26 protein-coding genes are annotated in these 25,089 nt (G+C 72.6%); 4 read left to right on the top strand and 22 right to left on the bottom strand.

Annotated elements, in window-relative coordinates; all coding sequences use genetic code 11:
* Window positions 1-112: 112 nt before the first annotated feature.
* The gene (locus tag O7624_RS03605; RefSeq protein ID WP_282238912.1) at window positions 113-2,344 is read left to right on the top strand and encodes a glycoside hydrolase family 3 N-terminal domain-containing protein; all 2,232 of its coding nucleotides are present in this window, start codon (window positions 113-115) and stop codon (window positions 2,342-2,344) included.
* A 111-nt stretch (window positions 2,345-2,455) separates the two neighbouring features.
* On the opposite strand, the gene yidC is transcribed toward O7624_RS03605, so the two are convergent.
* The 3 genes from yidC to O7624_RS03590 all read right to left on the bottom strand — a co-directional run bounded on the left by yidC (window position 2,456) and on the right by O7624_RS03590 (window position 4,977).
* The gene (gene yidC / locus O7624_RS03600; RefSeq protein WP_282238911.1) at window positions 2,456-3,382 is read right to left on the bottom strand and encodes a membrane protein insertase YidC; all 927 of its coding nucleotides are present in this window, start codon (window positions 3,380-3,382) and stop codon (window positions 2,456-2,458) included.
* Window positions 3,383-3,476: 94 nt separating this feature from the next.
* Window positions 3,477-3,761 (bottom strand): DUF6412 domain-containing protein, encoded by a 285-nt coding sequence (locus O7624_RS03595; RefSeq protein ID WP_282238910.1) that lies wholly within the window; start codon window positions 3,759-3,761, stop codon window positions 3,477-3,479.
* A 169-nt stretch (window positions 3,762-3,930) separates the two neighbouring features.
* Entirely contained in the window at window positions 3,931-4,977 is a 1,047-nt protein-coding gene (locus O7624_RS03590; protein ID WP_282238909.1) for an aldo/keto reductase, read from the bottom strand.
* Between the two features lie 90 nt (window positions 4,978-5,067).
* Between O7624_RS03590 and O7624_RS03585 the strand changes: the two genes are divergently transcribed.
* Entirely contained in the window at window positions 5,068-5,679 is a 612-nt protein-coding gene (locus tag O7624_RS03585; protein WP_282238908.1) for a TetR/AcrR family transcriptional regulator, read from the top strand.
* A gap of 29 nt (window positions 5,680-5,708) precedes the next feature.
* Here the strand turns inward: O7624_RS03585 and O7624_RS03580 are convergent, their stop codons facing one another.
* From O7624_RS03580 to O7624_RS03495, 18 genes are all read right to left on the bottom strand, one after another.
* A complete protein-coding gene (locus O7624_RS03580) occupies window positions 5,709-6,479 on the bottom strand; it encodes a hypothetical protein (RefSeq protein ID WP_282238907.1) in 771 nt (256 codons plus the stop codon).
* Between the two features lie 14 nt (window positions 6,480-6,493).
* A complete protein-coding gene (locus tag O7624_RS03575) occupies window positions 6,494-6,949 on the bottom strand; it encodes a hypothetical protein (protein ID WP_282238906.1) in 456 nt (151 codons plus the stop codon).
* Between the two features lie 76 nt (window positions 6,950-7,025).
* On the bottom strand, window positions 7,026-7,949 hold the full coding sequence (locus O7624_RS03570; RefSeq protein WP_282238905.1) for a hypothetical protein: 924 nt from the start codon (window positions 7,947-7,949) through the stop codon (window positions 7,026-7,028).
* The gene (locus O7624_RS03565) at window positions 7,946-8,551 is read right to left on the bottom strand and encodes a phage tail protein (protein ID WP_282238904.1); all 606 of its coding nucleotides are present in this window, start codon (window positions 8,549-8,551) and stop codon (window positions 7,946-7,948) included. The genes O7624_RS03570 and O7624_RS03565 overlap by 4 nt, the downstream gene beginning before the upstream one ends.
* On the bottom strand, window positions 8,532-11,129 hold the full coding sequence (locus O7624_RS03560; RefSeq protein ID WP_282238903.1) for a putative baseplate assembly protein: 2,598 nt from the start codon (window positions 11,127-11,129) through the stop codon (window positions 8,532-8,534). Before O7624_RS03560 ends, O7624_RS03565 begins: the two co-directional genes overlap by 20 nt.
* On the bottom strand, window positions 11,126-11,581 hold the full coding sequence (locus tag O7624_RS03555) for a GPW/gp25 family protein (RefSeq protein WP_282238902.1): 456 nt from the start codon (window positions 11,579-11,581) through the stop codon (window positions 11,126-11,128). The genes O7624_RS03560 and O7624_RS03555 overlap by 4 nt, the downstream gene beginning before the upstream one ends.
* Window positions 11,578-11,916: a hypothetical protein gene (locus tag O7624_RS03550; protein ID WP_282238901.1), complete on the bottom strand. Its 339-nt coding sequence runs from the start codon at window positions 11,914-11,916 to the stop codon at window positions 11,578-11,580. Before O7624_RS03550 ends, O7624_RS03555 begins: the two co-directional genes overlap by 4 nt.
* Window positions 11,916-13,511, bottom strand: coding sequence for a phage baseplate assembly protein V (locus O7624_RS03545; protein ID WP_282238900.1), 1,596 nt, complete (start codon window positions 13,509-13,511; stop codon window positions 11,916-11,918). Before O7624_RS03545 ends, O7624_RS03550 begins: the two co-directional genes overlap by 1 nt.
* On the bottom strand, window positions 13,508-14,269 hold the full coding sequence (locus tag O7624_RS03540) for a hypothetical protein (RefSeq protein WP_282238899.1): 762 nt from the start codon (window positions 14,267-14,269) through the stop codon (window positions 13,508-13,510). The genes O7624_RS03545 and O7624_RS03540 overlap by 4 nt, the downstream gene beginning before the upstream one ends.
* On the bottom strand, window positions 14,269-14,439 hold the full coding sequence (locus O7624_RS03535) for a hypothetical protein (protein WP_282238898.1): 171 nt from the start codon (window positions 14,437-14,439) through the stop codon (window positions 14,269-14,271). The genes O7624_RS03540 and O7624_RS03535 overlap by 1 nt, the downstream gene beginning before the upstream one ends.
* A 1,303-nt stretch (window positions 14,440-15,742) precedes the next feature.
* Window positions 15,743-16,222: a phage tail protein gene (locus O7624_RS03530; protein WP_282238897.1), complete on the bottom strand. Its 480-nt coding sequence runs from the start codon at window positions 16,220-16,222 to the stop codon at window positions 15,743-15,745.
* 1 nt (window position 16,223) lies between these two features.
* Entirely contained in the window at window positions 16,224-17,468 is a 1,245-nt protein-coding gene (locus tag O7624_RS03525; RefSeq protein WP_282238896.1) for a phage tail sheath subtilisin-like domain-containing protein, read from the bottom strand.
* A gap of 30 nt (window positions 17,469-17,498) precedes the next feature.
* Window positions 17,499-18,188, bottom strand: a complete 690-nt coding sequence (locus O7624_RS03520) for a carboxypeptidase-like regulatory domain-containing protein (protein WP_282238895.1) — start codon at window positions 18,186-18,188, stop codon at window positions 17,499-17,501.
* Window positions 18,185-18,793, bottom strand: coding sequence for a glycine zipper family protein (locus tag O7624_RS03515; RefSeq protein ID WP_282238894.1), 609 nt, complete (start codon window positions 18,791-18,793; stop codon window positions 18,185-18,187). Before O7624_RS03515 ends, O7624_RS03520 begins: the two co-directional genes overlap by 4 nt.
* 12 nt (window positions 18,794-18,805) lie before the next feature.
* Window positions 18,806-19,141, bottom strand: coding sequence for a hypothetical protein (locus tag O7624_RS03510; protein ID WP_282238893.1), 336 nt, complete (start codon window positions 19,139-19,141; stop codon window positions 18,806-18,808).
* A gap of 83 nt (window positions 19,142-19,224) precedes the next feature.
* Window positions 19,225-20,031: a DUF3153 domain-containing protein gene (locus O7624_RS03505; RefSeq protein WP_282238892.1), complete on the bottom strand. Its 807-nt coding sequence runs from the start codon at window positions 20,029-20,031 to the stop codon at window positions 19,225-19,227.
* 169 nt (window positions 20,032-20,200) lie between these two features.
* On the bottom strand, window positions 20,201-21,358 hold the full coding sequence (locus O7624_RS03500) for an FAD-dependent monooxygenase (RefSeq protein ID WP_282238891.1): 1,158 nt from the start codon (window positions 21,356-21,358) through the stop codon (window positions 20,201-20,203).
* A gap of 50 nt (window positions 21,359-21,408) precedes the next feature.
* A complete protein-coding gene (locus O7624_RS03495) occupies window positions 21,409-22,392 on the bottom strand; it encodes a LacI family DNA-binding transcriptional regulator (protein WP_093402816.1) in 984 nt (327 codons plus the stop codon).
* A gap of 146 nt (window positions 22,393-22,538) precedes the next feature.
* Between O7624_RS03495 and O7624_RS03490 the strand changes: the two genes are divergently transcribed.
* Entirely contained in the window at window positions 22,539-23,804 is a 1,266-nt protein-coding gene (locus tag O7624_RS03490; RefSeq protein ID WP_282238890.1) for an MFS transporter, read from the top strand.
* A 118-nt stretch (window positions 23,805-23,922) separates the two neighbouring features.
* The gene (locus O7624_RS03485) at window positions 23,923-24,258 is read left to right on the top strand and encodes a hypothetical protein (protein ID WP_093402817.1); all 336 of its coding nucleotides are present in this window, start codon (window positions 23,923-23,925) and stop codon (window positions 24,256-24,258) included.
* An 18-nt stretch (window positions 24,259-24,276) separates the two neighbouring features.
* Here O7624_RS03485 and O7624_RS03480 read toward each other — a convergent pair whose 3' ends face one another.
* Window positions 24,277-24,981, bottom strand: a complete 705-nt coding sequence (locus O7624_RS03480; RefSeq protein ID WP_282238889.1) for an MBL fold metallo-hydrolase — start codon at window positions 24,979-24,981, stop codon at window positions 24,277-24,279.
* Window positions 24,982-25,089: the final 108 nt, after the last annotated feature.

Below are 25,089 nucleotides of genomic sequence, written 5' to 3'. Positions count from 1 at the left end.
ACACAGCATGACTGAGGTCCGCGAGGTCGTGGGCGGGCCGGCGACAGTGCCGGCCCAGACAGGATCGGGCCACGGCCGGCCCGACCGGTACGGGTCCGATGGCGAGACGCGCGTGCGAGAACTGCTCGGTCGGATGACGATCGAGGAGAAGATCGCACAGCTCGTCGGCTTCTGGGAAAAGGCGGAGGGCGAGGCGGTCGCGCCGTTGCAGGGCGAGTTCGGTGACATCGGCCGGCTCGAAGACTTTTCCCGGCACGGGCTCGGTCACCTCACCCGCGCCTACGGCACCCGGCCGGTCGAGGCCGTATCGCGGGCGTCATGGCTGTGGAAGTTCCAGTCCGACCTGGTGACGGGGACCAGGCTCGGCATCCCGGCGATCGTGCACGAGGAGTGCCTGACCGGGCTTTCGGCCTGGAAGGCGGCGACCTTCCCGACCCCGCTGGCGTGGGGGGCGGCCTTCGACCCCGCCCTGGTCACGGAGATGGCTGCGGCGATCGGGGCGTCGATGCGGGCGCTCGGCATCCACCAGGGGCTCTCCCCGGTGCTCGACGTGATCCGTGATCCCCGCTGGGGGCGGGTCGACGAGTGCATCGCCGAGGATCCCTACCTGGTCGGCACCCTCGGCACCTCGTACGTGCGCGGCCTGCAGTCGCAGGGCGTGCATGCCACGCTCAAGCACTTCGTCGGCTACTCAGCCTCCCGCGCCGGGCGCAACTTCGCGCCGGTGCACGCCGGTCCGCGTGAACTCGCCGACGTGCTGCTCGTACCGTTCGAGATGGCGATCCTCGACGGCGACGCCCGCTCGGTTATGCATTCCTACGCCGAGATCGACGGCGTGCCCGTGGCCGCCGATCCGACGATCCTGACCGGGTTGCTCCGGGACCGGTGGGGCTTCGACGGCACGGTGGTTGCCGACTACTACGGTGTGGCGTTCCTGAACCTGCTGCACCAGGTCGCCGGTGACCACGCGGACGCGGCCGTGCAGGCGTTGACAGCCGGTGTCGACATCGAGCTGCCGACCGGCGACGCGTACCTGACCCTGGCGGATTCGGTGCGTGCCGGCCGGATCGAGGAGTCGGTGATCGACCAGGCGGTGCTGCGGGTGTTGCGCCAGAAGCTGGAACTCGGGCTGCTGGACGCCACCTTCACCGACGAGCCCGCCCCGGTGGTCGACCTCGACTCGCCCGAGCACCGGGCGATCGCCCGCAGCCTCGCGGAGAAGTCGATAGTCCTGGTCGCCAACCAGGGCGCGTTGCCGCTGCCGGCGGACCGGCGGATCGCGGTGATCGGGCCGAACGCCGACCGGCAGGGTGCCCTCTTCGGGTGCTACTCCTTCCTCAACCACGTGCTCGTGCAGCATCCCGATGTGGAGGCCGGTATCGAGGTGCCGACGGTGCTCGACGCGCTGCGTGCCGAGTTCGGTGCCGAACTGGTCACCTCGGCCCGCGGCTGCGCGGTGGACGACGACGACCGCTCCGGCTTCGACGCCGCGGTCGCCGCAGCCACCGCGGCGGATGTCGCCGTACTGGTCGTCGGCGACCACGCGGGACTGTTCGGTCGCGGCACGGTCGGCGAGGGCTGCGACCGGGACGACCTGGAACTGCCCGGGGTGCAGCGGGACCTGGTCGAGGCGGTGCTGGCGACGGGCCGGCCCGTCGTGCTGGTGCTGCTCACCGGCCGGCCGTACGCGATCGACTGGGCGCTGAGCCGCTGCGCGGCGGTGGTGCAGACGTTCTTCCCCGGCGAGGAGGGGGCGGGCGCCATCGCCGGTGTGCTCTCCGGGCGGGTCAACCCATCGGGACGGCTGCCGGTCAGTCTGCCCCGGTCGGCGGGCGCGCAGCCGTACTCGTACCTGCATCCCACGCTCGGCGACGGCAACGAGGTGACCAACCTGCTGGCGACGCCCGCGGCGCCGTTCGGTCACGGCCTGTCCTACACGACGTTCGGGTACACGGACCTGACGGTGCCGGCCACGGCGCCGACCGACGGGGCGCTGACGGTGAGCGTACGCGTCACCAACACCGGCGGAGTGGCCGGCGACGACGTGGTGCAGCTCTACGGCCGTGACCTGGTGGCGTCGGTGACCCGACCGGTGGCGCAACTGCTCGGCTACCAGCGGGTCCACCTGGCACCGGGTCAGTCGGCCACCGTCACGCTGACCGTGCCCACCACCCGGCTGGCCTTCTCCGACCGAACGCTGACGCGAGTGGTGGAGCCCGGCGACGTGGACCTCTGGATCGGCACCAGCGCGCGCCGTGACGTCGAGGCGTCCACCACGCTCGTCGGCGACGTCGCGCCGGTCACCAACGCCTCCGCCCGGTGGACCACCGCCGAGATCAGCTGAATCCAGGCTGACCGGCCACCGCCGCGATGGTGGCCGACCGCCTGCACCAGGGCAGTTCCCGATGATCGGGAACTGCCCTGGTGCACGTCCGCCGCGCGGTTGCCCCGGGACTCAGGTGGCCCGCCTCCGGCGGCGGTTGGTCGGCTTCGCCCCGACCTTCGGTGCGGCCGGACGGCCAGCTGCGTCCCCGTCGCGGGTCGGGTCAACCGTCGGCGTGCTGGCCGGCGCACCCGGACCGGTCGTCGCGGTAATGGGTGGCGGGTACCTGCGCAGCATCCAGGTCTGCTGGCCGAGCGAGAAGAGGTTCGTGGTCACCCAGTAGATGATCACTCCGATCGGGAAGATCAGTCCGGAGACGAGCAGTGAGGCGGGGATGCCGTAGAGCATCAGCCGCTGCACCAGTCGCTGCTGCGGGTCCGTGGCCCAGCCGCTGCGCAGGATCAGTTGACGGCTGGACAGGTAGGTCGTGGCGATCATCGTCACGATCAGCACGGCGGCCACGATCCTGACCGTCGCGCTGTCCGCGCCGAGCAGGGCCAGTTCCTGCCCGGTGGAGCCGAAGGAACCCGCGATCGGGGCGCCGAACAGCGTGGCCGACGAGGCGCTGTCGAACTGGGTCACCGACCAGCCGTACAGCGTCTTCAGGTGTTCCGGCATCGTCGGCTTGAGATGTCGCAACACGTGGAGCAGGCCGAGAAAGACCGGGATCTGCACCAGCATCGGCAGGCAACCCATCAGCGGGTTGGCCTTCTCCACCCGGTACAGCTCGACCATTTCCTTCTGTAGGGTCACCCGGTCGTCGCGGTGCCGGGCCTGGAGCTCGGCGAGCCTCGGCTGCAACGCCTGCATGGCTCGCTGCGACCGGATCTGCTTGACGAAGACGGGGAACAGGATGATCCGGACGGTGAGCACCAGGAAGACGATGCCCAGCACCCAGGACCAGTCGGTGCGCAGCGCGGACGCGTCGCCGAGCAGCCGTTGCCAGGCGGCGTGCCAGAACAACAGGATCTCGGAGATGGCGTGGTAGATCATGGACATGGAACACCCCTCGATACGGCCTGAGGCTGATGTGAGCAGGAACGGTCACCAGCGGTCGCCGAGGAGCGGCAGAGGTGGGTGAGTGGAGAGACGCTCAGGCGACCGCGAGGGTCGCGGCGGTGGGGGCTCTGGGCCGGGCCCGGCCGGCAGCGTCCGGATCGCGGTGGCGGGGTATCCCGGTACGGCCGGAGCGCTCCCGCAGCATCCGACGGGTGACCCGCAGGGCGGGATCGGCCACCGTCCCGGTGAGCAGGACCCCGGCGGCGAGCACGGCGGCCAGCAGCACGCCGGTCACCGCCGCCGTGCCGGAGAGCATGCTGGTGGCACCGACGTCGGCCAACACGCCGACGAGGTACCAGAGCAGGCCGAGCCCGATCACGGGGCAACCATATCCGCCGTAAGCAAAAGGTGGGCGTCCAGGATCTCGACCACCGCCCCCTGGACGCCGCCCCGCCGTCGACGCAGCAACATCAGGGTTGTTGCGGTGTCCGGCCCGCGAAAGGCGGCAACTACAGGGTTGTTGCCGCCTCTCTAGCTTGGGTCTGCGTTCAGGCTGTGGTCGCGACCGGCGAAGGGTTGAGCCTGGCGAAGGCTTCCTGTCGCTGATAAGGAAAGTACGGATAGGGCGCGGTGCGGCTGCTGGCAGTGTCGAGCCGGGCTGTCTGTTCCGGCGTGAGTGACCAACCGGCAGCGTCGATGGTCTGCCTCAGCTGTGCCTCGTTGCGGGCGCCGATGATGACGGTGGCTACCGTGGGCCGTTGCAGTAGCCAGTTGACCGCGATCTGCGGCACCGCTCGACCGGTCTCGCGGGACAGTTCGTCGAGGACGTCCATGACGCGGAACAGGTGCTCGTCCTCGACGGGTGGGCCGAAGGCGGCGGTCGCGTGGAGCCGGCTCGTGGCCGGTGGCGGTGTGCCGCGGCGGATCTTGCCGGTGAGTCGTCCCCAGCCGAGCGGGCTCCACACCACGGCTCCGACGCCTTGGTCGAGGCCCAGGGGCAGCAGCTCCCACTCGTAGTCCCGACCGACGAGCGAGTAGTAGACCTGGTGTGCCACGTAGCGGCGGCGATGCTCCCGGTCGGCTGCGGCGAGGGATTTCATGAGCTGCCAGCCGGCGAAGTTGGAGACGCCGAGATAACGGATCTTGCCGTCTCGCACCAGGTCGTCAAGGGTCGCGATGACCTCTTCGACGGGCGTCGCGGCGTCGAAGGCATGTAGCTGAAACAGGTCGATGTGATCGGTCCCGAGTCGGCGCAGCGCCACGTCGACCGATCGGATGAGACGAGCCCGTGAGGTTCCCGCGTCGTTCGGCCCGTCACCGGTCGGCAGACCGCTCTTGGTCGAGATCAGGACGGCGTCGCGTCGGCCCTTGATCGCCTGCCCCAGCACCTCCTCGGACGCGCCGTCGGAGTACACGTCCGCAGTGTCGAACATCGTTATCCCGGCCTCGATGCAGATGTCCACGAGGCGTCTCGCCTCTCGGGCGTCCGTGTTGCCCCAGGCGCCGAAAAGCGGGCCGGACCCGCCGAAGGTGCCGGCGCCGAAGCTGAGGGCGGGCACGGTGAGGCCGGATGCCCCGAGTCGTCGGTACTCCACGATGAATCCTTCCGCTAAGGGAACTGGGGTTTCGTTAGCGCGTCGGCTACGCTAGCAGTCAATCGCAGTTAAGGGAACTGGAGACCCGTTATGACTGTCGGTGCGATCCGGCCCGGAGGACGGACCGCCCGGGTCCGCGCCGCCGTGCTGAAAGCTGCCGGTGACGCACTCGTCGAGCACGGCTTCGACCGTCTTGACCTCGCGGACGTGGCGCGCCGTGCCGAGGTAGGCAAGACAACTGTCTACCGCCGCTGGGGTACGGCCGCCGGCCTGGTCACCGACCTGCTGGCAGACATGGCGGAGCAGTCGCTGCCGAGAGCCGACACCGGAAGCCTGATCGGAGACCTGCGTGCCAATGCCCGGCTCGTGCAGCGAACCCTGGTCGACTCGCGTCAGGGTGCCCTGTTCCGGGCGGTCATCGTCGCCGCGGCCTGCGACCTACGCGCCGCCGATGCTCTGCATCGCTTCTACGCCGTCCGGATCGCCGAGTGGGCCCCCTGCGTGGAACAGGCCGTGCGGCGCGGGGAGTTGCCCCCGGACACGGACGCAGCCGAGGTCATCCGTGCCGTCTCGGCGCCGCTCTACTACCGCCTGCTCGTCAGCGGAGACCCCATCGACGAGGCCATGGCGGACCGGGCCGCCGAAGCGGCAGCGGCAGCCGCCCACGCCGGCGTCTTCAGGCAGACCAGCGGTCCCGACTGACGGCACAGCTCATTCCTTCAGGCCGGCCGTCAGCCGTGCGGGTCCGGCTCGGCGCGCAGGGCGGCCGTGGCCCGCACCGCCTTGACGATCGCCGGGATCGCTCCGATCAGCAGCACCAGCGCCCAGACGATCGCGATGATCGCGAAGACGACGGCGCCCACGGAGTCGACGATGCTCACCAGGATCACCGGCACCAGGTGGTGCAGGAACTCCAGCAGCACCGTGCAGAGCAGGCTGGTCAGGATCAGCAGAACCAGCCCCTTGTTCTGAAGGAACTTCGGTTGAGCCAGGATCAGCAACCCGGCCCAGGCGAGCTTGAGCAGCAGCACCAGCGCGAGCAGCAGCGCGGCGTCACCCACCGGGAAGAAGCCCCACAGCGCCAGGTACGCCAGCGTGCCGAACGGCGGCGCCAGGAACAACGACACCATGATCATGAGTTCGATGAACGCGAGCACCAGCGCCAGCAGGGCCACCAGGATCAGAACGATGGAGAAGACCAGGGTGGCGACGCCCTGGATCCGGCCGTGCAGCCGGTCCGGCAGCACCAGACCCAGGCAGAACAGCCCGGTCGTCCAGAGCGCCGCCGCGTCGACAAGCGCCAGGTAACCCGTACCACGGCCGGACGGCTCGCTGACCTCTCGTACGTCGCCGACCTCCACCCCGAGGTCGGCGGCGCTGCCGGCCAACTCCGCACCGGCGTCACCGCCGCCCAGCAACAGCCCGGCACCCACCTCCAGGCCGACCGCCAGCACCAGCGCCAGCATCGCCAGCAGCAGGAACGGCTTGCGCAGCGCACCCATGCCGACCTCCTGCCTCAGTCCTGCGCGATGGTGACGAGGCACCCGGGCGGGCAACTCACCAGCACCGTGGTGGCCCGGTCGACGGCGACCCGGGCCACGGCGCCGCTGCCGTCGTCGGCGGGATCCACCTCGTCGGTGACCGTGAAGTCGGCGTCGCCCGGGGCCGTGGCCCGTACGCTGAACGCCTGCGGACCGCGCAGGATCAGGGTGCGCAACCCGCCCGGATCGGCGATGCGCAGCTCGCAGCGACCGTTGACCACCAACTGCCCGGCGGCGTCGGCGCAGTCCGCGTCCACCCCGGCCGGATCGACGGCGCTCCGCCCACCTCCGGCTCGCCCCAGCAGGTCGACAAGTGGATGCCGGGCCGCCGGGTCGCCCCGGTCGTCGCTACCCGCGCCCACCGCCACCGCGAACAGCACCACCAGCAGTACGCCCAGCGCCGCCAGCAGCGCCTTCTGCTGCCCGCTCATGTCGGCACTTCGCTTCGCTGCGTGCCGTCATGAGGCATCGCCGCGCTGAGTTGATGATTCGCTCGCTGCCGCTCGCTCATCGCTGGTCCTCCGGTGCGACCTCGGTGAACCGGAGCAGGTCGATACCGGCGAAGTAGCGGTTCGTGCTCTGCGTCTTGCCGATCACGACCAGGGTGATCTCGTGCGTACCGGGGCCGAGCCGCACCCGACCCACCTCGACCCAGTCGGTCACCTGCACCTTCGGCGTGAACCCGAGGAACGGGGCGCCGACCTGCCGGCCATCGATCAGGAAGACCGTGTTGGCGTAGTCGGACGCGGTGGTCAGCACGGCCGAGAACTGCCAGGTCGCCTCGGCGGGCAGCGCCACCGTCACGGTCACCCGGTCGTTGACCGCACGGCCGAGGAAGAACAGCTGAGCATCCTGCGACCAGGTCACCTCGCAGCAGTTCTGCTGCACCTGAACGGTGGCACCGGAACCCGAGGGCGACTCGACCCGAGCCCCGGTCACCAGGGTCTCCGCCTCGACGGTCACCACCTGCGCCTGCGGTGGCGGCTCATCGTCGCGGGCCACCAGGAAGACCACCACCGCCGAGACCACCAGCACCAACGCCGCCGCCGCGGCGATCCAGGGCCAGGGCGTACGCTTCGGCGGCGCGACCGCGCGCACCTCGTAGGTGACCCGGCCGCTGGAGCGGGAACTCTCCTCCGGCGCCGTGTTCGCCGAGTACGCGAACCCGGTCATGTCGTAGCGCCGGGGCGGCGTGCCCGCCGGCACGGCCAGGCGGACCAGGAACGACACCGAACCCTGGCCCGGTACCACCCGCTGGGGCTCGGTGACGGTGAACCACGACCGTTGGGTGCCCTCGCCGGGTGCCACGTCGAACACCACGGTGTCCGGTGCGACGCCCGGGTTGGAGACGGTGAAGGTGAGCTCACCGGCGTTGCGGGCGTCCAGGGTGAACTGCTCGGCGGCGGCGACGACGGTCCATTCGGTGGTCATGACGGCTCCTCGGCGGCGGAAACGGGGGAGACGGGAGCTGACGGGTCGACGGCCGGCGACGGCACGCTGGCCCGGCCGACCGCCCGCTCGGACGGGGTGTCGCCGACCGTGATCTCGGCGGTGACCGCGGCCGGCTTCTCCGCGGCCACGATCCGGTCGACCAGCGCCAACTGATCGACGGCGTCGGCGGGCACCCGGACGACCAGGTGAAACGGCCGTTCGGCCGGCTCGTCGAGGACGAACCCGGTGACCCCGGTGGCCAGCTCCAGAGCGACCCGCAGACCGTCCGGGGTGCCCCGCCAGGCGGCCAGTGCCGCGCCGTGCGCCACCACGTCGCGCAGCCGATTCAGGGGCAACGGCAGGGGGACGTCCCGCCGGGGCGCGCTGACCAGGTGGTCCATCGCCACCCATCGGGCCAGGTACGCCATCATCGGCGCCGGTGCCCGGTACGGCGCGAAAAGCGCGTCCACCTCGGACAGCACCGCCTCGTCCGGGGCGTGCAACGCCTCCATCACGTCCAGCAACGCCCACAGCACGCTGCCCGGCCCGGCCGCCCGCTGGTAGGCCGCGGGCAGCAGCCGCTCAATGGCCGCTCGTCGCATCCTGCCGCACCACCTCGATGTCGTGCTCGCCGGAGCAGAGCAGCCAGGTGTCCGGGACGGTCACCACGTCGGCGGTCGACTGGTTCGCGCTGGCCGACCACTCCACCGCGTCCTCGCTGCGGTGCACGCCGCGTTCCCCGCCGGCCAGCACCAGGCGTTCCGCCGCGCCGGTGGCGGCGACCGCGTCCACCGGCATGAACCGGGTCCGGTCACGCAGCGGCAACCCGCAGTTGACCGACACCGATGTCCACTGCGGCTGCGCGGCGAGCGTGTCCAGCCGGAGCACCCCGCCGCTCTGCGTCGCGGCCAGCGCGAGCGAACCGCTGAAGGCGAGATCCCGGCAGGTGCCGCCGAGCCAGCCCGCCGACAGCGCCTGCCACTTCACGTCGGACTCGAACAGCCGGGTGCGGAAGCACCCCTGGCCGGGCCTTTTCGGATCGGGCTCGCCGGCACCACTCCACAGCAGGGTGGCCGGTCCGTCGTACTGCACGGCGAGAACCCGGTTGTCCACGTTGGCCATGCCGACGTGGCTGAAGCTGCCGGGGCGTCCGGCGTTGTGGGACAGGTACACCCCGAAACCGGCCTGGGCGGCGACCGCCACCCCGGCCGCGCCGCGCTCGGAGACGAACGACCGCACCGCGTAGAAACCCCGATCGGCGTCGGCCGGATCGACCAGGATCTGCAACGGCACCGCGCCCGGCAGCAGGGACACCTCGTACAGGCCGGTGTCGGTGGCGACCAGCAGCGCTCCGGCGCCGTCCCGGTCGATCCAGGCCAGGTCGCCGACCCGCGAGTCCAGGTCGGCCAGCAGCGACCAGGTCTCACCCAGGTCGGTGCTCAGGTGCACCCGGGACCCGCCGCCGGCGCGTACCGTCGCCACCGCCACCGAACCGGCCCGGGGCACGATGCCGGGTCGCACCGGCGCGGGGGCCGGCACCACCCGCTGCACGGTCTCCCCGTCGAAGCGTCCCGCCGGCTCCCAACCGGCGCCCGCGTTCGTGGAGCGGAACAGCACCGCCCCGCTGCCGGCGTACCAGGTGCGGGGCTGGTACTGGTCGGCCGCCAGGGTACGCACCTGGTTGTCCGGCGCCTCGTCGACCTCGAACCGCACCGACTCGACGTAGCGCACCCCCGGCTCGGCGTGCTCCAGCAGGCGATACACGTTTGACGCCCGCAGCGGCTCACCGAACGCCCAACCGGTCGGGTTGAGTGCGGTCGGCAGCGGAGTCAACGTCTGGTGCAGGCGGTCGTGGATGCGTCGGCGTACCGCGTCGACGTCCTCCTCCCGACGAACCACCACCCGGGCCCGGATCGACACCGCCTTGTACCGCGCCCAGGAGGCCCGGCAGGTGGTCCCCAGCGAACGGCGGCGCTCCAGGTCCGCCTCGACCCGCAACCGGACCTCCTCCACCTCGTGATCGCGCAGCACCGCCACCGGCAGTTGGCCACCGGGCCGCGCCCCGTCCGGCACGTACGGCACCAGCACCACCTCCACCTCACCGGGGCGGGCGAAGCTGTAGACGGCGGCCCGGGTGAAGGCACGGGCGCGGCTCACCCCGCCGGCGGCGGTGGCCAGCACCTCGAAGTCCCGGGCGGTCACCGCCCGCTGCTGGGCGAAGAAGGCGTACGGCCCGCGCAGCAGCACGGACTCCATGGCCTCCAGTTCCCGCCCACCGGCCGCCGGCAGCGGGTTGACCACCTTCACCCCGGGCAGCGGGTCACGCAGGCTGGTCAGGGTGCCGGCGGCCACGTTGCCGGCCGGTCCACCGCCCGCGCGGTACCACAGCCGGACCTGCCGCCCGGCCGGTGGCACCGCCGCGACCGCGCCGTCGCCGAAGGTCAGCGTCCCGCCGTCGGTGGCCCGCAGGTCCAGCGCCGGGGCGAAGGTCACGGTGCCGGAGCACCGGTCCACCAGGTACGCCTTGTCCTGCGGGCTGAGCCCGGCGAAGCTGTCCACCGCCCGCCAGATCTCGAAGGTGCGCCCGTCGTGTTCCCGCGCGGCGGCGCCCAGTTCCACCGAGCCGGTTGGCACCTCGACACCGAGCAGCAGGTCCAGCGGTTCGGCGGTACGGGCCAGCGGGGCGCGCCCGGCGCGCAGCACCTGCCCCGGTTGCCCGGTGCCGACACCGAGCAACTCCGCCTCCACCGGCTCGCAGTGGTGCATCCGGACGGTCACCTCACGCTGCCCGGCGGCGAGCAGCGCCGGCTCGCAGGTGACGAAGACCACCGGGCGTGGGTCGGCTCCGCGGGCGGCGGCCACCCGGGTACCGGCGGGGATCCGCAGCGGGGCATCGTCCGGGCCGGTGCGGGTGAACCGGACGTCCGCCCAGGCCGCCGCCGGTGGGTGCCGGGTCACCCCGAGCAGGTTGAGGAAGGAGACGTACGCCTTCTCCGGCAGCTGGTTGAGCCGGTAGATCATCACCTCGGTGAGATGCGCGAACGCCTCCAGCAGCGCGACACCGGGGTCGTGCGCGGACAGGTCGGTCCATCCTGGACAGGACTGCCGGATCCGCTCCCGGGCCTCGGTGACCAGGTCGAGGAAGGTCCGATCGTCCAGGTGCGGCACGGGCAGCGTCATCGTGCCTCCTCGATGTCGGCGGCGGAACCGGTGGTCGGGTCGTCGTCGGCGGGCAGCAGGTCGACCGAGAAGACGAGTTGCCCGGGGGTGAGGCTGGCCCGGATCCGGTAGTCCAGCCGGATCACCAGCCGCCACGGGTCGTCGGGATCCGGTCCGGCGTCGACGTCGAGCACGTCGATCCGGTGTTCCCAGCGTGCGATGGCCGCGCGGACGTAGTGGATGGCCAACCCGGCGGTGGTGTCGTCGTTCGGCGCGAAGACCAGCCGGTGCAGGCGGGAGCCGTACCCCGGTCGCATCAGCCGCTCGCCCGGCGTGGTGGACAGCAGCAGGAACAGCGCCTGACGTACGGTCTCGTCACCGTCGGTCATCGCCAGGCCGCCGGCCGCCGTCAACCCGAGCCCGCCGCCCTGACCGGGGTCGAAGCCGGCGCCGACGAACCGGATCGCCCTCACCGGTCGGCCCCCACGAAACGCTGCCGGGGATCGCGTACCCGGTAGGTGAACTGGCCGGGTGGACTGCCGTTGGTGAACCCGGACAGGTGCGACAGCACGATCCGCCGGCCGTCCACGCGTACCCAGTCGCTGTAGCCGGCCCGCACCGCCTCGGTGCCGGTGCACGGCTTGACCGTGGCGCCGTAGTTCGGGCACGCGACGATCTCCCGGCCCTTCGGGTCGTCGGCCACCAGCACGGGTACGCCGGCCACCGTGACCCATCCCTGGGACGCCCGGTTGCGGACCCGGCCGTCGTGGCTGCACCTGATCACCGAGTCGCGGTGGATCCAGCGCATCAGCTGCCTCCTTCGTGGTGGGCGCGAGCGAGGATTCGGGCCTGCTCGGCCGCCGTCTGCGGGTCCTCGACGGTCTCGGCGTGCAGGAAGTCGACGCTGCGGGCCCGCACGACCATCGCCCGACCGGGCGCGGACAACACCAGGTCCGTCGCGGCGTGCAGGGTGGCCAACTGCGGGGTCAGTTCCAGCCAACTGCCGCCGTCGGTGCTCAGGCGCAGGCTTCGCGCCACGTCGTCAACCACCACCTGCTGACCACCGGCGGTACGCAGGGACCAGCGCCGGGCCCGCCCGTCGTCGATCCCGGTGTCGTACGGCTCGACGGTGCCGAACAGCGACCCGAGCACCACCCCGGAGGCCGGCTCACCACCGGGCAGCGCCACCAGCACGCTGTCCTGCGGATCGGGCAGCGCGACCAGTCCTTTGCCCCGCCCCGCTCCCGGACACAGCACCGCCAGCCAGCCCGCGTCCGCCCCGCCGTACGCGGGCAGTTCCACCCGTACCCGGCCCAGACCGTCCGGGTCGGACACGTCGGTGACCGTGCCGAGGGTGACCACCGCCGGTGCCGGCGTGCCGGTGCGCGGTGCCGGTGGCGGCAGGGTGGAGAAGCGGCTCAGGTGACCGTTCGCGTCGACGGTGTGCACCACCTCCGTCAACACGTACGTCCCGGCCACCGGCTCGGCCACCCCGGTCAGCCGGATCCGACGGCCGGGCCGCAACGCGGGCGTGCCCTCGGCCGTGCCGTCGGCGGTGACCAGCGCGGCGGCCCGGGTGTCGAGCCGGGCCTGGGCCAACGCGGCGATCTCGTCGTCGCTGCGCCCCGGCTGGTCCAGGGCGGTACGCGTGCCGTCCGCGCCAACATCGGCCGGATCGGGATCCGCCGGGGTGCGTCGCCCGCAGCGGGGGGTGCCGACTCTCTGGGCCATCGCCTCGGCGCGCTGCGGATGCCAACCCAGCACCGCGCTCTCCCCGGCGGCGCTGTCGGCGTTCACCGACAACCGGAGGCCGTGCACGTCGCGGCCCAGTTCCAGGGGGATCGCCTCGCCGTAGCCGTCCAGGGTGACCAGTCGCAGCACGTCGCCGTCGACAGTCAGGTGCAGCCCGGCCCGTGCGGCGACCTCGACCAGCAGGTCCAGGTCGCTGGGCCGGTGGTGCGGAAGCCGGTCCAGGTGCGGGCCGTCGACCTCCGCCTCGACACGCAACCCGAGGTCGGCGCAGAGTTCCGTGGCCAACCCGGCGGCGCTCACCGACTCGAAGACCCGGATCCGTTGCCGCTTGCGCAACCGGTGCAGCGGGTCGTACCCGCGCACCCGCTGGACGGCCGTACCGTCGGCGGCGTACTCGATCTCGACGGCGGTGACCTCCCCGGTGAACAGTGCCTCCGGACGCCCGTCGAGGTGCACGTCCAGGCTCGCGCCGATCTGCACCGGTCCGGTCAGCGCGGCGCTGCCAGGGGCGGTGCGCAGCGTCACCTCGCACTGGGTGGGCCGGTTCAGGCGGGCGGCCACCCGCACCGAGGCGACCCGGCCGGTCACCGCCTCGGGCAGCGATCTACCGCCGAGCAGCACGGTCAGCGCCCGGGGCGCGGCGGCGGTCACGACCCGGCCCCGGAGGAGTCGGTGGACGTCGCCCCCGCCGGTGCGGTGCCCGGCAGCGGCGGTACGGCGAGCGCGGTGCCGGCGGGCACGGCCAGCGGGTCGGTGATCCGGTTGTGCTCGGCCAACAGCCGCCAGCGCAGGGGCGAGCCCAGCGCGTCGTGGGCGAGCAGATCGAAGCGTACGCCCGAGGTGTCGGCGGTGGCGGTGCCGTCACCGGCGGCCACCACGGCCGTGCCCGGGGCGACGGTGGGGGTCTGCGCGGCGGACAACTCCTCGGCGAAGCCCGCCTCGGCGTGCCGGGCGTCCTCCGCCACCCGGACCAGTTTGAGCCGCAGCCAGGAGCGGCGTGGGGAGCCGGTGGCGGTGAACGCGTCGAAGCGTTCCGCCACCGCGACGATCACACCGGGCACGTTCCAGGTCTTGCCCCAGACCATCCGTACCAGCGGTGGACGTAGCCAGCCGTGTTCCACCGCCGAGTTCTCGGCCAGCATCCAGAGTGGTCGGGTGAGCGTCCGGACGTCGGTGGGACGGACCTGCCCCTCGGCGAAGTCGATGTCGAAGAGCAGATCCAGCACGAGTTCGGTGCGGCCACCGCCGGTGAAGAGCAGCGGGTCGTCGGCCAGCCCGGCGCCGGTGAGCTGACCGTCGGCGCCACCTCGCTGACGCACCCCGGCGAGGCGGGTCACCTGCACGGTCTCCGGATTGAGCAGACAGTCGATCCGCTCGCCGGTGTCGATGAGGAAGGCCACCCGCTGCATCAGCCACCCGCCTGTTCACCGTCGAGCCGCCGCGTCCGGTGCTCGTCGCCGTCGGCCGGTCCGGGCACCGACCACAGCGACCGGTCGTCGGGGAGAGCCGGCCACGGGTCGGGCCGCGTACGCCCACCGCGCGACGACTCCAGCTCCGGCCAGCGGACGTCCGCGCCCACGGACCAGCGTCCATCGCCGATCGGCAGCCCACTGCCGGGCCACCGCCCGTCGCCGGTGGGTGGCCCGTGGGGTACCCAGCGTCCGTCGCCTGGCCCGATCGGGCGTCCCGCCCAACCGTCCCGGTCCGGCAGGCGAGGGTCGGCCGTCCGCTGGCGCCCGGTCACCAACCGGAGCACCGCCCGGTGCCCCGGGGTGGCCGCTGCCGGTCGCGGCTCGGGGTTACCCGGTGGCCCCGCCGGCCCCGGCCCGGCCACGTCGAAGAGCCGGCCTGCGGAGCCGGTGGGCCGTCCCGCCGCGTCGACCGGCGGGCAGGCGGCTGCGTCGGTGGGCGGGCCCGCCGGGCCGGTGTATGGGCTCGTGGGATCGGTGTGCCGGGAGGTCGGTACGGGCGGCAGCGGCGGCTCCGCCGTGGCCGGGACTGCTGCGGGCCGCCCCGCATCGGTGCGAATCCCGGCCGTGGTCGCGCCCGGGTCCGTCCGGACCGGCTCGGCCGGGCGGGGACCTGGCGTCGACGCTGGAGCCCCGTCGTGGGCATCCGTCGTGGCTGCTGCCGCCGCCCCGGCTACCCGGACCGCCCCTCGGGTCGATCGCCGGCGGACAGCGCGCGACCCGCTCGACCCAACCGGTCCGCCTGGTCCGCCGGGCCCGGCGGACCCGTGCTGCGCGGCCGTCGCCGGAACGGGCCGGGACATTCCACTGTGGTCCCTTTGCTCTGCTTCAATCGGCGCACCGGCTGATGTCCGGATACCGGACGTTACGTGGTGCGTGGGGTGAAGCAGAGCAAAGGACGTGGGGGAGTGGGTGGCCGGTGCCGGCCCGGACGTCGGGGAGTGCTCCGTGGGCGCGTCGGCGGTCGGGTCCGGACCGGTCGCCGCGCCGGGTCGCTCGGCGTGCCGACCGGCTTCTTCGACCGTCGTCGCGGGTCGACGCCCCGGACCGTCCGCACCACCCTCGCCCGCCGGATCGGCGAAACATTCCTTCGACCGGCCGTCGCCGTCCGATTCGCGGAAGCCCGGCCCATGGTGGTACGTGCCGGCCGGCGGCGAGTCGAGGGCCAGGTCCCGGAGCAGGCCGGGGGCGTGGGCGGTGACCACCCGCAGCCAGTGCTCGGGTGGCTGCCCCGGTCGCCGGGGCCGACCGTGGGGCTCGGCAGGCGTGGCTGCGACGGCACGATCGATGGTGGCCGGTTCCCTGCCCGACCTCGCGGTCGGGCCGGCCGGCGGCCCCGGGGCGGGGGAGTCGACCGCACCGGCGAGCCGGTCCACGGCAGCCGCCGCGGACCGGAGACGATCGGCCAGCCAGCTACGCGGGCGTCGGCGCGGCACCACCGGCCTCCAGTTCCAGGCTCTCGTAGCGCAGCGTCAGCGCCGCGATGGCGATCTCCTGACCGAGCGTGTTCAGGTGGGCGCCGCGCCAGTTGGTCGGCCATGCGTTGATCAGGTTCCAGCGCAGCACCTCCGCTGTGCCGGCGGCGTCGAGCAGCACCACCGAGACGTTGCGGCGGCTGACCGTGCCCCGGGCGACGGCGTGCACCCAGTCCCACAGCTCCCGCGACGCGGTGAGACCGAAGTGCAGGGTGACCGGCCCGTACTCGACCTGGCCCGGGACAATCCGGATCCGGTCGTTGCCCTGCTCCCGGTACGGCACCGCCGGGATGTTCACCTCCAGCCCGCTGACCTCGGTGAAGTGGCCGTTTGTCACCCCGTTGACAAGCAGCTTGAAGTTGTAGGCCCGGTACGGGTCGACCGGGGTGCCCGGCTGCGGCGTGGCCGTGGTCGGCATGTCAGCCTCCAATCGTCTCGGTCTCGGTGCCACCGGCCCACTGGCTCAGCTTGAACACCACGAACTCGGCGGGCTTGACCACGGCGATGCCGATGTGGGCGACCACCATGCCGGCGTCGCGGACGTCGGCCGGGTTGGTCTCCTCGTCGCACTTGACGAAGAACGCCTCCTCGGGTGTGCGTCCCAGCAGCGCCCCGTCACGCCACACCCGGGTGAGAAAGGCGCCGATGTCCCGCCGGATGGACCGCCACAGCGTGTAGTCGTTCGGCTCGAACACCATCCAGCGGGTGCCGTTGGCGATGGCCTGCTCGATGGCGATGGAGAGCCGCCGGACGTTGAGGTAACGCCACTCGCTGGCCTCGGCGGCGAGGGTGCGGGCGCCCCAGACCCGAATGCCTTCGCCGGGGAAGTACCGGATGACGTTTACGCCCCGGGGGTTGAGCACGTCGTGTTCGGCCCGGGTGACCAGGTGGCCCAGGTCGACCGCGCCGCGTACCGGCTCGTTGGCGGGTGCCTTGTGCACCCCGCGCAGGGCGTCGGTCCGGGCCCAGATGCCCGCGACGTGCCCGCTCGGCGGGGTGAGCACCAGCTCGCCGCTGAGCGGGTCGCGGACCCGCAGCCACGGGTAGTAGAGGGCACCGAAGTCGGACTGTCGGGGGCGGTGCGCCAGCGGAGCACTCCCGCTGCTTCCGCCGCCGGATCCGGCGGCGGTGTCCGACCCGGCGGTGTCGCTCGGCTTCGCCGGGCGGCCCGAACCGGGCGTGGCGACCCGGGTGAGGGTGGAGATGTCGTCGATGTCGGGCGCCGGGTCGCAGATGGCGACCATGGTGCGGGTGCGCTCGGCCATGCTCAGCAGCGCCTCGTGGGAGACCGGGTCGTGGAAGCCGGGCGCGGCCAGGATGGAGATCTCGTCGACCGCCTCCAGCAGGTCAAGCCCGGCGCGCTTGCGGCCGGTGCCGGAGACGGCACCGCCTTCGCCGACGTTCACCACCCAGCAGCGGGTGCCGCCGTTGTCCAGGAAGCCGAAGACGGCCCGGGCCAGCGGCGTGCTCTCCAACTCGTCACCGTCGGCGTACAGGCGGAGGAAGTCGGTCCAGTTGTTCACCGCGAGGGCCGCACCGAGATGGGCGGTGCGGTCCGGCGCGACCCCGACGAAGGCCGCCGTGCTGGTGCCGACCGGTCCGATCGGCCGGGCACCGCTGGGCACCTCCTCGACGTAGATGCCGGGCGAGAAGTAGGTGGGCATCGGTCCTCCCGTGCAGGTCGGGTCGGCGGATCAGGGAGTCGGCGGCGTGCAGACGATGACGATGTCGGGTTCGGTCGGGTCGACCTCGGCGGTGAGCACCTGACCCCGGCCGGTGAGCCGGAGCCGGACCGGTGCGGGACGCTCCGGGTCGTGGGGTACGCCGACGACCCGGAAGCGGCCCGCCGGGTCGGTCCGTGTCGAGTACGGCTGACCGACGACCTCGACCCGCATCTCCGCGAGGGGCTGTTCGGCGGGGCCGACGACGCGCCCGTCGAAGGAGAGCATCTCCAGCTGTCGCAGTCGCAGCGGTCGCAGGACCGGTGCGGCCGGCCGGGTCGGATGGGTGACCTGCACCAGCACGTCGATGAGCAAGGCCGGTCGGGGCGGCGCACCGAAGGCCGCCCACAGGGCCGGGTCGCCGGCCTCCAGGACCAGCGTGCGGCCGTCTGTTTCGGTGGCCGCGACGAGCGCCCGGTCCAGCGCGGTGAGCGCCTCCGGGCCACCGGCGGCCAGCAGGTAGCGCACCGTGAACCGGTACGGCTCGGGGCCGCTGCCGCTGCCCCGGGTCTGCCGGGCCGGCCGGACGTCAAGCGGCCACAGGGTCAACCGGCTCGGATCGGCGTCGGGTTCGGGCGGGCCGACCGGGACGGTGTCTCCCACCGCCCCGGCCAGCCACGCCACCAACTCGGTGGTGGCCGCACAGATCGGACCGTCGGTCATCGCGGCGGCGTCCCCTGGATCCGGTACGCGATGGCCTCGTTCCACACGTGCGGGTAGACGCCGATCTCGAAGTACCGGGTGAAGCGGTTGATCGGTGCGCCGGTGTGGTCGTGGTACAGCAGCCAGATCGGCGCGATGGTGAACAGCACGTAGTTGGCCACGACCAGCGGGATGTACAGCGGGCCGAGCAGTCGGGCCTGGAAGATGTGCACGTCCTCGTGTCGCTGGATGCCGGGGCCGGAACCGGCGCAGACCGTGCCGAGCGTGGTGGCGTAGCGGGGGGAGACCCCCTCGACCACGTTCACCCGGCAGCTGTGCCGGGAGGTGGCCCGGTCCAGCGAGTGGCCGAACACCAGGTGCAGGGCCAGGTAGATCGCACCGACGAGGGTGTTCAGCAGGCTCCAGGTGTGATCGACGACGAAGAGGAGGACACCGCGCGGGCTGACCGCGTAGACCTCGGCTGCGGCGACCGCCCAGCCGAAGACCGCGCCGACGAGCAGGCCGATGACCGCCCCGATGAGCAGCCCGATGCTGCCCCCGACGAGTTGGCCGAGCACGGCGCCCGCGGCGACGTGAGCGGCGGCGCTGAAGATTCCGAAGACCATGGCCGGCTCCGCTCAGGCCCACGAGCGGATGAACCGGGGCTCATTGCCCTGGGCCAGCTGGGTCGGCGTCGCCTGCCGGTTGCCCGGGGGCAACTGGTTGACGCCCAGCGCGGCGGAGAAGATGACCAGCCCGTTGAAGAACGCAATGATCCACTTCTCGGCGCCGGCCTCGGTGGCGAAGGCCGCGGTGAGGTACGACAGCGCGAGGGCGATGCCCAGCGCGATCCACTTGCGGGCCTTGTCGGCGCTCGGGCCGATGAGTCCGCCGATGGCGTTTGTGGTGAGCAGCGTCGCGGCACTGGCTCCGGTGAGGCTGCCCAGGGCCGCCCAGGTGAAGAGATCGTTCATCGCCGATCCCCCTTCGGTATTGCGTACTGCGGGGTGGGGTGTGGGTTCGCTGCCGTCCTCGGCGGGCGGCGGCAGGCCGGCTGTCAGCCGGCGTCCGGCGGGCCGGGATTCGTGGCGGCCGGCGTCACCGGGGTGGCTCCGCCGACCTGGGGTGTGGCGTTCTCGGGCGGTGTCCCGCCGGTGCGGGAGCGGCGGAGCAGGAACGCGACAAGCACCGCGACGAGCAGCAGTACCACGGTGCCGGCGACGATCAGCAGCCAGGGAAACCCGCCGCCGGAGTCCGGGTCGGCCGCCGGAGACGGGCGCGGCGGCGCCTCGGCGACGGCGCGCAGCTCGACGGGCTTCGGCTCGTTGCGATTGACCCGCCAGGTGACCGTCCGGTCGTTGACCTGACCACCGGTGCTGGCGTCCAGGACGCGGCCGGGAAAGGTCACCGCGATCTCGAACGACATCAACAACATGAATCGCTCTTGATTCTTGGGGTCCTGCTCGGCCACTTTTCCGCCGTACTTCTTCGGGTCCAGCGGAAGGGTGAACACGTACCGGTCGTCGGTACGGACGATGCTCAGACTTTCGCTGTCGAATTCGGCAAGCGGCACGTTCCGATAGTTGATCAGAGATCCGAAGTGGGTGGCGTCCTCGTATCGGGTCTCCGGCCCGGTGGGTAGCGCCGGGATGTTCTGCCGCAACTCGGCGAAGCCCGCCTCGACCGGCCTGTTGTTCAAGGTCAGGACGTTGCGCTCGGCCGTGAGCAGGAGTTGGCCGCTGACCGTGTCGTCCGGGTTGACGGTCAGCCCGGCATTGAGTTGCATACAGCCGGAAAGGGCTGCCACCAGTACGAGGCACGCCGCGCCGCGGAGTGTGCTGAAGCGCCCGAGCCTCGTATTCATGGGCTCAGTGTGTGCTCTCGCCGTCCGAGTCATCAGTCAGCGATCAGTCACATGCCAGTCGCCGATCTTACCGGCACCCCGTCACATTCGGCCGAGGTCGCGAACCGGGAAAATCGATATTCTGAAAGGTTGACCGCAATTTCTTGATCGGATTGCGTCGGGTCTGGCGTCAGTCCGGCCTCGGCGGATGCCAGTCGGCGTGCTTCGCCATGCCCCGCAGCGCGGTTCGGCTCGGTGTGAGACGCAGCATCGCGTTGCGTACCGCGATGGCCGCCGGGTGTCGCAGTTCCTGTCCGAACCGGGCGGTGCGGGCGGCCGCGCGGGCGATGGCCTGGCTGCGGGGTCGGCGCAGCCGGTCGTACGCGCGCAGCGCCACCGGAACGTCGACCTCCGGACCGGCGAGCGCGCCAAGCGTGACCGCGTCCTCGATCGCCTGGCAGGCGCCCTGCCCCAGATGCGGGGTCATGGCGTGCGCGGCGTCACCGAGCAGGGCCACCCGGCCGCGCACGTAGCGGGGGAGCGGCATGCCCAGGTGGTACAGGTCGTTGCGCAGCACGTCGTCGGGTCGGGTGGCGGCGAGCAGCGCCGGTACCGGGTCGTGCCAGCGGCCGAAGCGTTCGCGTACCTCGGCCAGCTCGTCGACGGCCTGCCGGCCGGGCGGGGCGGTGATCGCGGCGTACCAGTAGACCTGCCCGTCGCCGAGCGGGACGGTGCCGAACTCGCTGCCCGGTCCCCAGCTGACCGCCGCGGGGACCGGCTCGTCGAAGGCGATCGCCGCCCGCCAGGCGGTGGAGCCGGAGTACGCCGGTGGTGGGCTGTCCGGCCAGAGCCGGGTACGCAACGTGCTGCGCAGCCCGTCGGCGCCGACCACCAGGTCGGCGGAGATCTCGGCCGGCTCACCGTCGCGCTGGTAGCGCACGGTGCCGCTGGCGGGGTCGGCGTCCCGCACCGCGCAGCCGGTCCGCAGCGCGTCGGCCGGCAGCGCCTCGCGCAGCGCCCGGTGCAGCGCGCCCCGGTGTACGCCGAGCGCGGTGGTGCCGAGCACGCGCTCCAGTTCGGCCGCGTCCACCCGCGACAGCCAGCGCCCGTTCCAGGTGCGCAGCCCGCCGGTGGCGCCGTCGCGCCCCAGCCGTCGTACCTCGGTGCCGATGCCGAGGGCGTCCAGCCCGCGTACCGCGTTCGCCATCAGCGTGATTCCCGCGCCGACCTCACGCGGCTCGGGGGCCTGCTCCAACACGGTGACCCGCCAGCCCCGTCGGTGCAGGGCGAGGGCGGCGGCCAGCCCGCCGATGCCCGCCCCGGCGACCACCGCATGCCGCTCCGTCACGGCGACCCCCTTCTACGCCTGTAGAAGCCGGAAGGAGACCGGCTGACCCTTCAGGCGCTGCCGCGGACGACCAACGCCGAGGGGAAGACGGTCGTCTCCGGCGCCTCGCGATGCTCCAGCACCATGGTCGCGGCCGCGGTGATGATCTGCCGTACCGGGTGACTGGCCGTGGTCAGCGCCACCGTCGCGGCCAGCGGAATGTCGTCGAATCCGGTCACCGCGACGTCCTCGGGCACCCGGATGCCGTCGGCCCGGAGCCGTCCGATCACCCCGAGCGCCGTCGCGTCGCTGATCCCGACGATCGCGTCGGTGTCCGGCCAGCGTCGCAGCACCTCCCGAGCGGCGGCGTAACCTCGGGCCGCACTGAAGTCGCCGACCACCTCCCGGGCCGGCAGCCCGGCGTCGTGCAGCAGCCTGCGGTACGCCCCCACCGAGCGGTTGGCGCAGGCCAGCCAGCGGGGACCGGTGACCATGGCGATCCGTCGCCGTCCGGCGTCGTACAGGTGGCGGACGATTGCCGCGGTGCCCCCGCCGTTGTCGATGTCCACCGACGGCACCGTGGCCGAACCGATCCCGATCGACACCGCCCGGCCACGCAGCCGGCGCGGCACCAGGTCCAGCAGCGCCGGGGTCGTGTTGAGCAGGACCAGGCCGGCCACGCCCCGGTCCTCGGTCAACTGGGTCAGCCGCTCCGGCGCTCCCAACGGCACCCACTGCACCGCCACACCCAGACCGTGCGGCGTGCAGGCCCGGGCCACCGCGGCGACCGCCTGGTCGACGTAGGGGTCGTCGAGGACAGCCGGGCCGGTGCCCGCCACCGCGATCAGCAGCCGTACGCCGGAACCGTGCACCAGGGCCCGGGCCGCCGGATTCGGCACGTAGCCGAGCAGGTTCACGGCGGTGCGTACCCGCTCGCGGGCGGTAGGTGACGCGAAACCGTTGCCGGCGAGGACCCGGGACGCCGTGGAACGGGACACCCCGGCGGCCCGGGCCACGTCGTCGAGGGTGGCCGGGCGGCGCGCTGCCGTCGTCATGAACTTCTCCCCGTTGTTGCTCCCGCCCGCCTGGGCGCCCATCAGCATCATGCCGTGCCCGACGGCCGCTGGTAAGGACCGGAGGTGGATTGTGGTGGTAGCGCTCCCAGGTGTGTGATCGTCGTACTGCCCGAGGAGAGGACCGGATGGACCCCGTCGTCACCACCCCTGCCACCCCGCCGACCGGCGCCGGCCCGTCCCGGGCCGTCCTGGCCGCCCGGAACGGTGTGGCGGTCGTGTTCGCGCTCAACGGACTGGCCGTCGCCACCTGGTTCGCCCGGGTGCCGGCGGTCCGCGACGGACTCGGACTCAGCCCAGGTCGGCTCGGCCTGCTGCTGCTCGCCCTGTCGCTCGGGGCGATCCTCGCCATGCCTACCGCCGGCCTGGTCACCCAGCGTCTCGGTGCCGCCCGGGCGGTGGCGGCGTCCACCCTGCTCGTCGCGCTCGGGCTGACCATCACCGGAATCTCGGCCGGTGTGGCCGGATGGCTGCCCGGGGTGGCGGTGGGCCTGTTCGCGCTCGGGTACGGCTCGGGCAGTTGCGACGTCGCGATGAACATCGAGGGCGCGGCGGTCGAACGGCGGCTCGGTTGGACGGTGATGCCGCGCTTCCACGCCGCCTGGAGCCTCGGCTCGGTGGCCGGCGCGGGCATCGGCGCGGGGGCCGCCCGCCTGGGCGTCCCGGTCGCCGTGCACCTCGGTGTGCTGGCCGCGGTGGTGTTCGGCGGCACGCTGCTCGGGGTGCGCGCGTTCCTGCCGGCCGAGCCGGCGGCGGCCGGCACCTCGGCCGGGCGTCGCAGTCGACTGCTGGCCGCCTGGCGGGAGCCGCGCACCCTGCTCATCGGCCTGCTGGTGCTGGCGGCGGCGTTCGCCGAGGGCAGCGCCAACGACTGGCTCGCGGTCGCCTTCATCGACGGCTACGGCTTCAGTGAGGCGGCCGGCGCGGCGGTCTTCGGTGTCTTCGTGGTCGGTATGACGCTGGGCCGCACCGTCGGGACGGTGGCGCTGGACCGCTGGGGACGGGGGCCGGTGCTGACCACCACGATCCTGCTCGCCATCGTCGGCGCGGGGCTGGCGGTGCTCGCCGGGTCCGGTCCGGTCGCGGTGGTCGGCGTCGCGCTGTGGGGGATCGGTGCCTCGCTCGGTTTCCCGGTGGGAATGAGCGCCGCCGCCGACGAGGAGGAGCACGCGCACGTACGGGTAAGCGTGGTCGCGGTGATCGGTTACACGGCGTTCCTGGCCGGGCCGCCGTTGCTGGGCCTGCTCGGTGACCAGGTCGGCACGTTGCGAGCGTTGCTGGTCGTACCGCTGCTCCTGCTGCCGACCCTCCTGCTGGTCCCGGCGGCTCGCCCGCCCGTCGCCGGCGGCACGGGGGCGCCGGCGCGGGCGGGCTCGGCGCAACCCGACGCGTAGCAGGCCGGTGGCCGTGCCGCCGTCGGTTGGCTACCGACGGGGGATTCTCACCCGGCTCACAGGGATCTGCCAGGTGACGGTGCTGCACTGGGAGTCACGCCGAGGAGAGGAGCCGGGCATGGGCTGGTTCAGCCGGCGGTCACGAGCCGCGCAGGGCACCCCGACGAAACTCGACCGCGAGGGTACCCCCGAGGACCTCGCCGCGCTTGAGCGCTTCGCCACCAGCCGGCAGGGGGTGGAGTTCTACCTGGAGCCGGAGACAACCGCCACCGACACCACAGTGATGGCCATCGCCCACGACGGCGAGTGGATCCGCCGCCGCACCGGCACGCCGCGCGCCGCTGGCGCTCTGGCCCGCAAACACGCCATCCCGCTCTACGAGGCCGCCAAGGTCGGGTACCCGGATCGGATGCGCGCCTGGAACCGGGCCCATCCGGAGCGTCGCGCCCGCTGAGCCGACCGTGCTGCCGACTCAGCCGGTGATCGCCGTCCGGGCCTCGTCGAGGGTCAACGGCGGGCTGTGACTGGAGACGTACCAGCCGATGTCGTCGTCGAGCAGCCGTCCGACCAGCGCGAGGTCCGGTTCGTCCGCCGGTGTCCGCAGGTGCGCCGGCGGTGGATACCAGCTGTCCCCGAGCAGCATGACCCCCGAGTCGGGTACCACCACGACGGTGGAGTCCGGGGCGTGCCGGCCGCCGACGTGGCGCGCCAGCACGCCGGTGGGCAACTCCACCTCGTCGGTGAAGACCCGGCTGGGCGGTAGCATCCGCAACTCGTCCCAGGAGTCGACGGCCAGCGCGCGAGCCCGGTAGCTCGGCCCGAGCCGCCGGTTGCGGAGCACCTCCTCGCGGAGGTATCGGACGCTCCACGGCCGGGTCGCCTCCGCGCGTAGCAACTCCGCGCCGCTGACATGTCCGATGATCTCCACGTCCGGCCAGGCGCAGGCGCCCCAGACGTGGTCCCAGTGGTGGTGGGTGTAGACCAGCCACCGTGGCGCCGGGAGACCGGCGGCGCGCAACGCGACCTGGATCTCACGGGCGTGCGACGGGCTCTGTCCCGCATCCACAAGTACGCTGCCCCGCTCGTCGGCGATCACCGCGACGCCCGCCTGCACGAACTCCGGGTCAGGATCCCCCGCACACAGCCAGACCCGCCCCGCAAGATGCTCGAACGCCACCACCACCGCACCCTAACCCCACTCCCCGCGGTACCCGGCCCCGGCGATCATGCAGTTGTGGCAGTGGACGAGTGGGGCGAATGCGGAGCAAGCAACGACCACAACTGC

The sequence above is a fragment of the Verrucosispora sp. WMMD1129 genome (genome assembly GCF_029581255.1).
Classification (GTDB): Bacteria; Actinomycetota; Actinomycetes; order Mycobacteriales; family Micromonosporaceae; genus Micromonospora; species Micromonospora sediminimaris.
The sequence above is the reverse complement of the archived record's forward strand: the minus strand, read 5'-3'. Positions and strand labels throughout refer to the sequence as shown.

Excerpts from the sequence above, each read along its gene's own strand:
- yidC (WP_282238911.1), bottom strand. The coding sequence starts at position 3,382 with ATGTCCATGATCTACCACGCCATCTCCGAGATCCTGTTGTTCTGGCAC.
- O7624_RS03585 (WP_282238908.1), top strand. The coding sequence starts at position 5,068 with ATGACTGTCGGTGCGATCCGGCCCGGAGGACGGACCGCCCGGGTCCGC.
- O7624_RS03580 (WP_282238907.1), bottom strand. The coding sequence starts at position 6,479 with ATGGGTGCGCTGCGCAAGCCGTTCCTGCTGCTGGCGATGCTGGCGCTG.
- O7624_RS03575 (WP_282238906.1), bottom strand. The coding sequence starts at position 6,949 with ATGAGCGGGCAGCAGAAGGCGCTGCTGGCGGCGCTGGGCGTACTGCTG.
- O7624_RS03570 (WP_282238905.1), bottom strand. The coding sequence starts at position 7,949 with ATGACCACCGAATGGACCGTCGTCGCCGCCGCCGAGCAGTTCACCCTG.
- O7624_RS03565 (WP_282238904.1), bottom strand. The coding sequence starts at position 8,551 with ATGCGACGAGCGGCCATTGAGCGGCTGCTGCCCGCGGCCTACCAGCGG.
- O7624_RS03560 (WP_282238903.1), bottom strand. The coding sequence starts at position 11,129 with ATGACGCTGCCCGTGCCGCACCTGGACGATCGGACCTTCCTCGACCTG.
- O7624_RS03550 (WP_282238901.1), bottom strand. The coding sequence starts at position 11,916 with ATGCGCTGGATCCACCGCGACTCGGTGATCAGGTGCAGCCACGACGGC.
- O7624_RS03540 (WP_282238899.1), bottom strand. The coding sequence starts at position 14,269 with ATGCAGCGGGTGGCCTTCCTCATCGACACCGGCGAGCGGATCGACTGT.
- O7624_RS03530 (WP_282238897.1), bottom strand. The coding sequence starts at position 16,222 with ATGCCGACCACGGCCACGCCGCAGCCGGGCACCCCGGTCGACCCGTAC.
- O7624_RS03525 (WP_282238896.1), bottom strand. The coding sequence starts at position 17,468 with ATGCCCACCTACTTCTCGCCCGGCATCTACGTCGAGGAGGTGCCCAGC.
- O7624_RS03520 (WP_282238895.1), bottom strand. The coding sequence starts at position 18,188 with ATGACCGACGGTCCGATCTGTGCGGCCACCACCGAGTTGGTGGCGTGG.
- O7624_RS03515 (WP_282238894.1), bottom strand. The coding sequence starts at position 18,793 with ATGGTCTTCGGAATCTTCAGCGCCGCCGCTCACGTCGCCGCGGGCGCC.
- O7624_RS03510 (WP_282238893.1), bottom strand. The coding sequence starts at position 19,141 with ATGAACGATCTCTTCACCTGGGCGGCCCTGGGCAGCCTCACCGGAGCC.
- O7624_RS03505 (WP_282238892.1), bottom strand. The coding sequence starts at position 20,031 with ATGAATACGAGGCTCGGGCGCTTCAGCACACTCCGCGGCGCGGCGTGC.
- O7624_RS03495 (WP_093402816.1), bottom strand. The coding sequence starts at position 22,392 with ATGACGACGGCAGCGCGCCGCCCGGCCACCCTCGACGACGTGGCCCGG.
- O7624_RS03490 (WP_282238890.1), top strand. The coding sequence starts at position 22,539 with ATGGACCCCGTCGTCACCACCCCTGCCACCCCGCCGACCGGCGCCGGC.
- O7624_RS03485 (WP_093402817.1), top strand. The coding sequence starts at position 23,923 with ATGGGCTGGTTCAGCCGGCGGTCACGAGCCGCGCAGGGCACCCCGACG.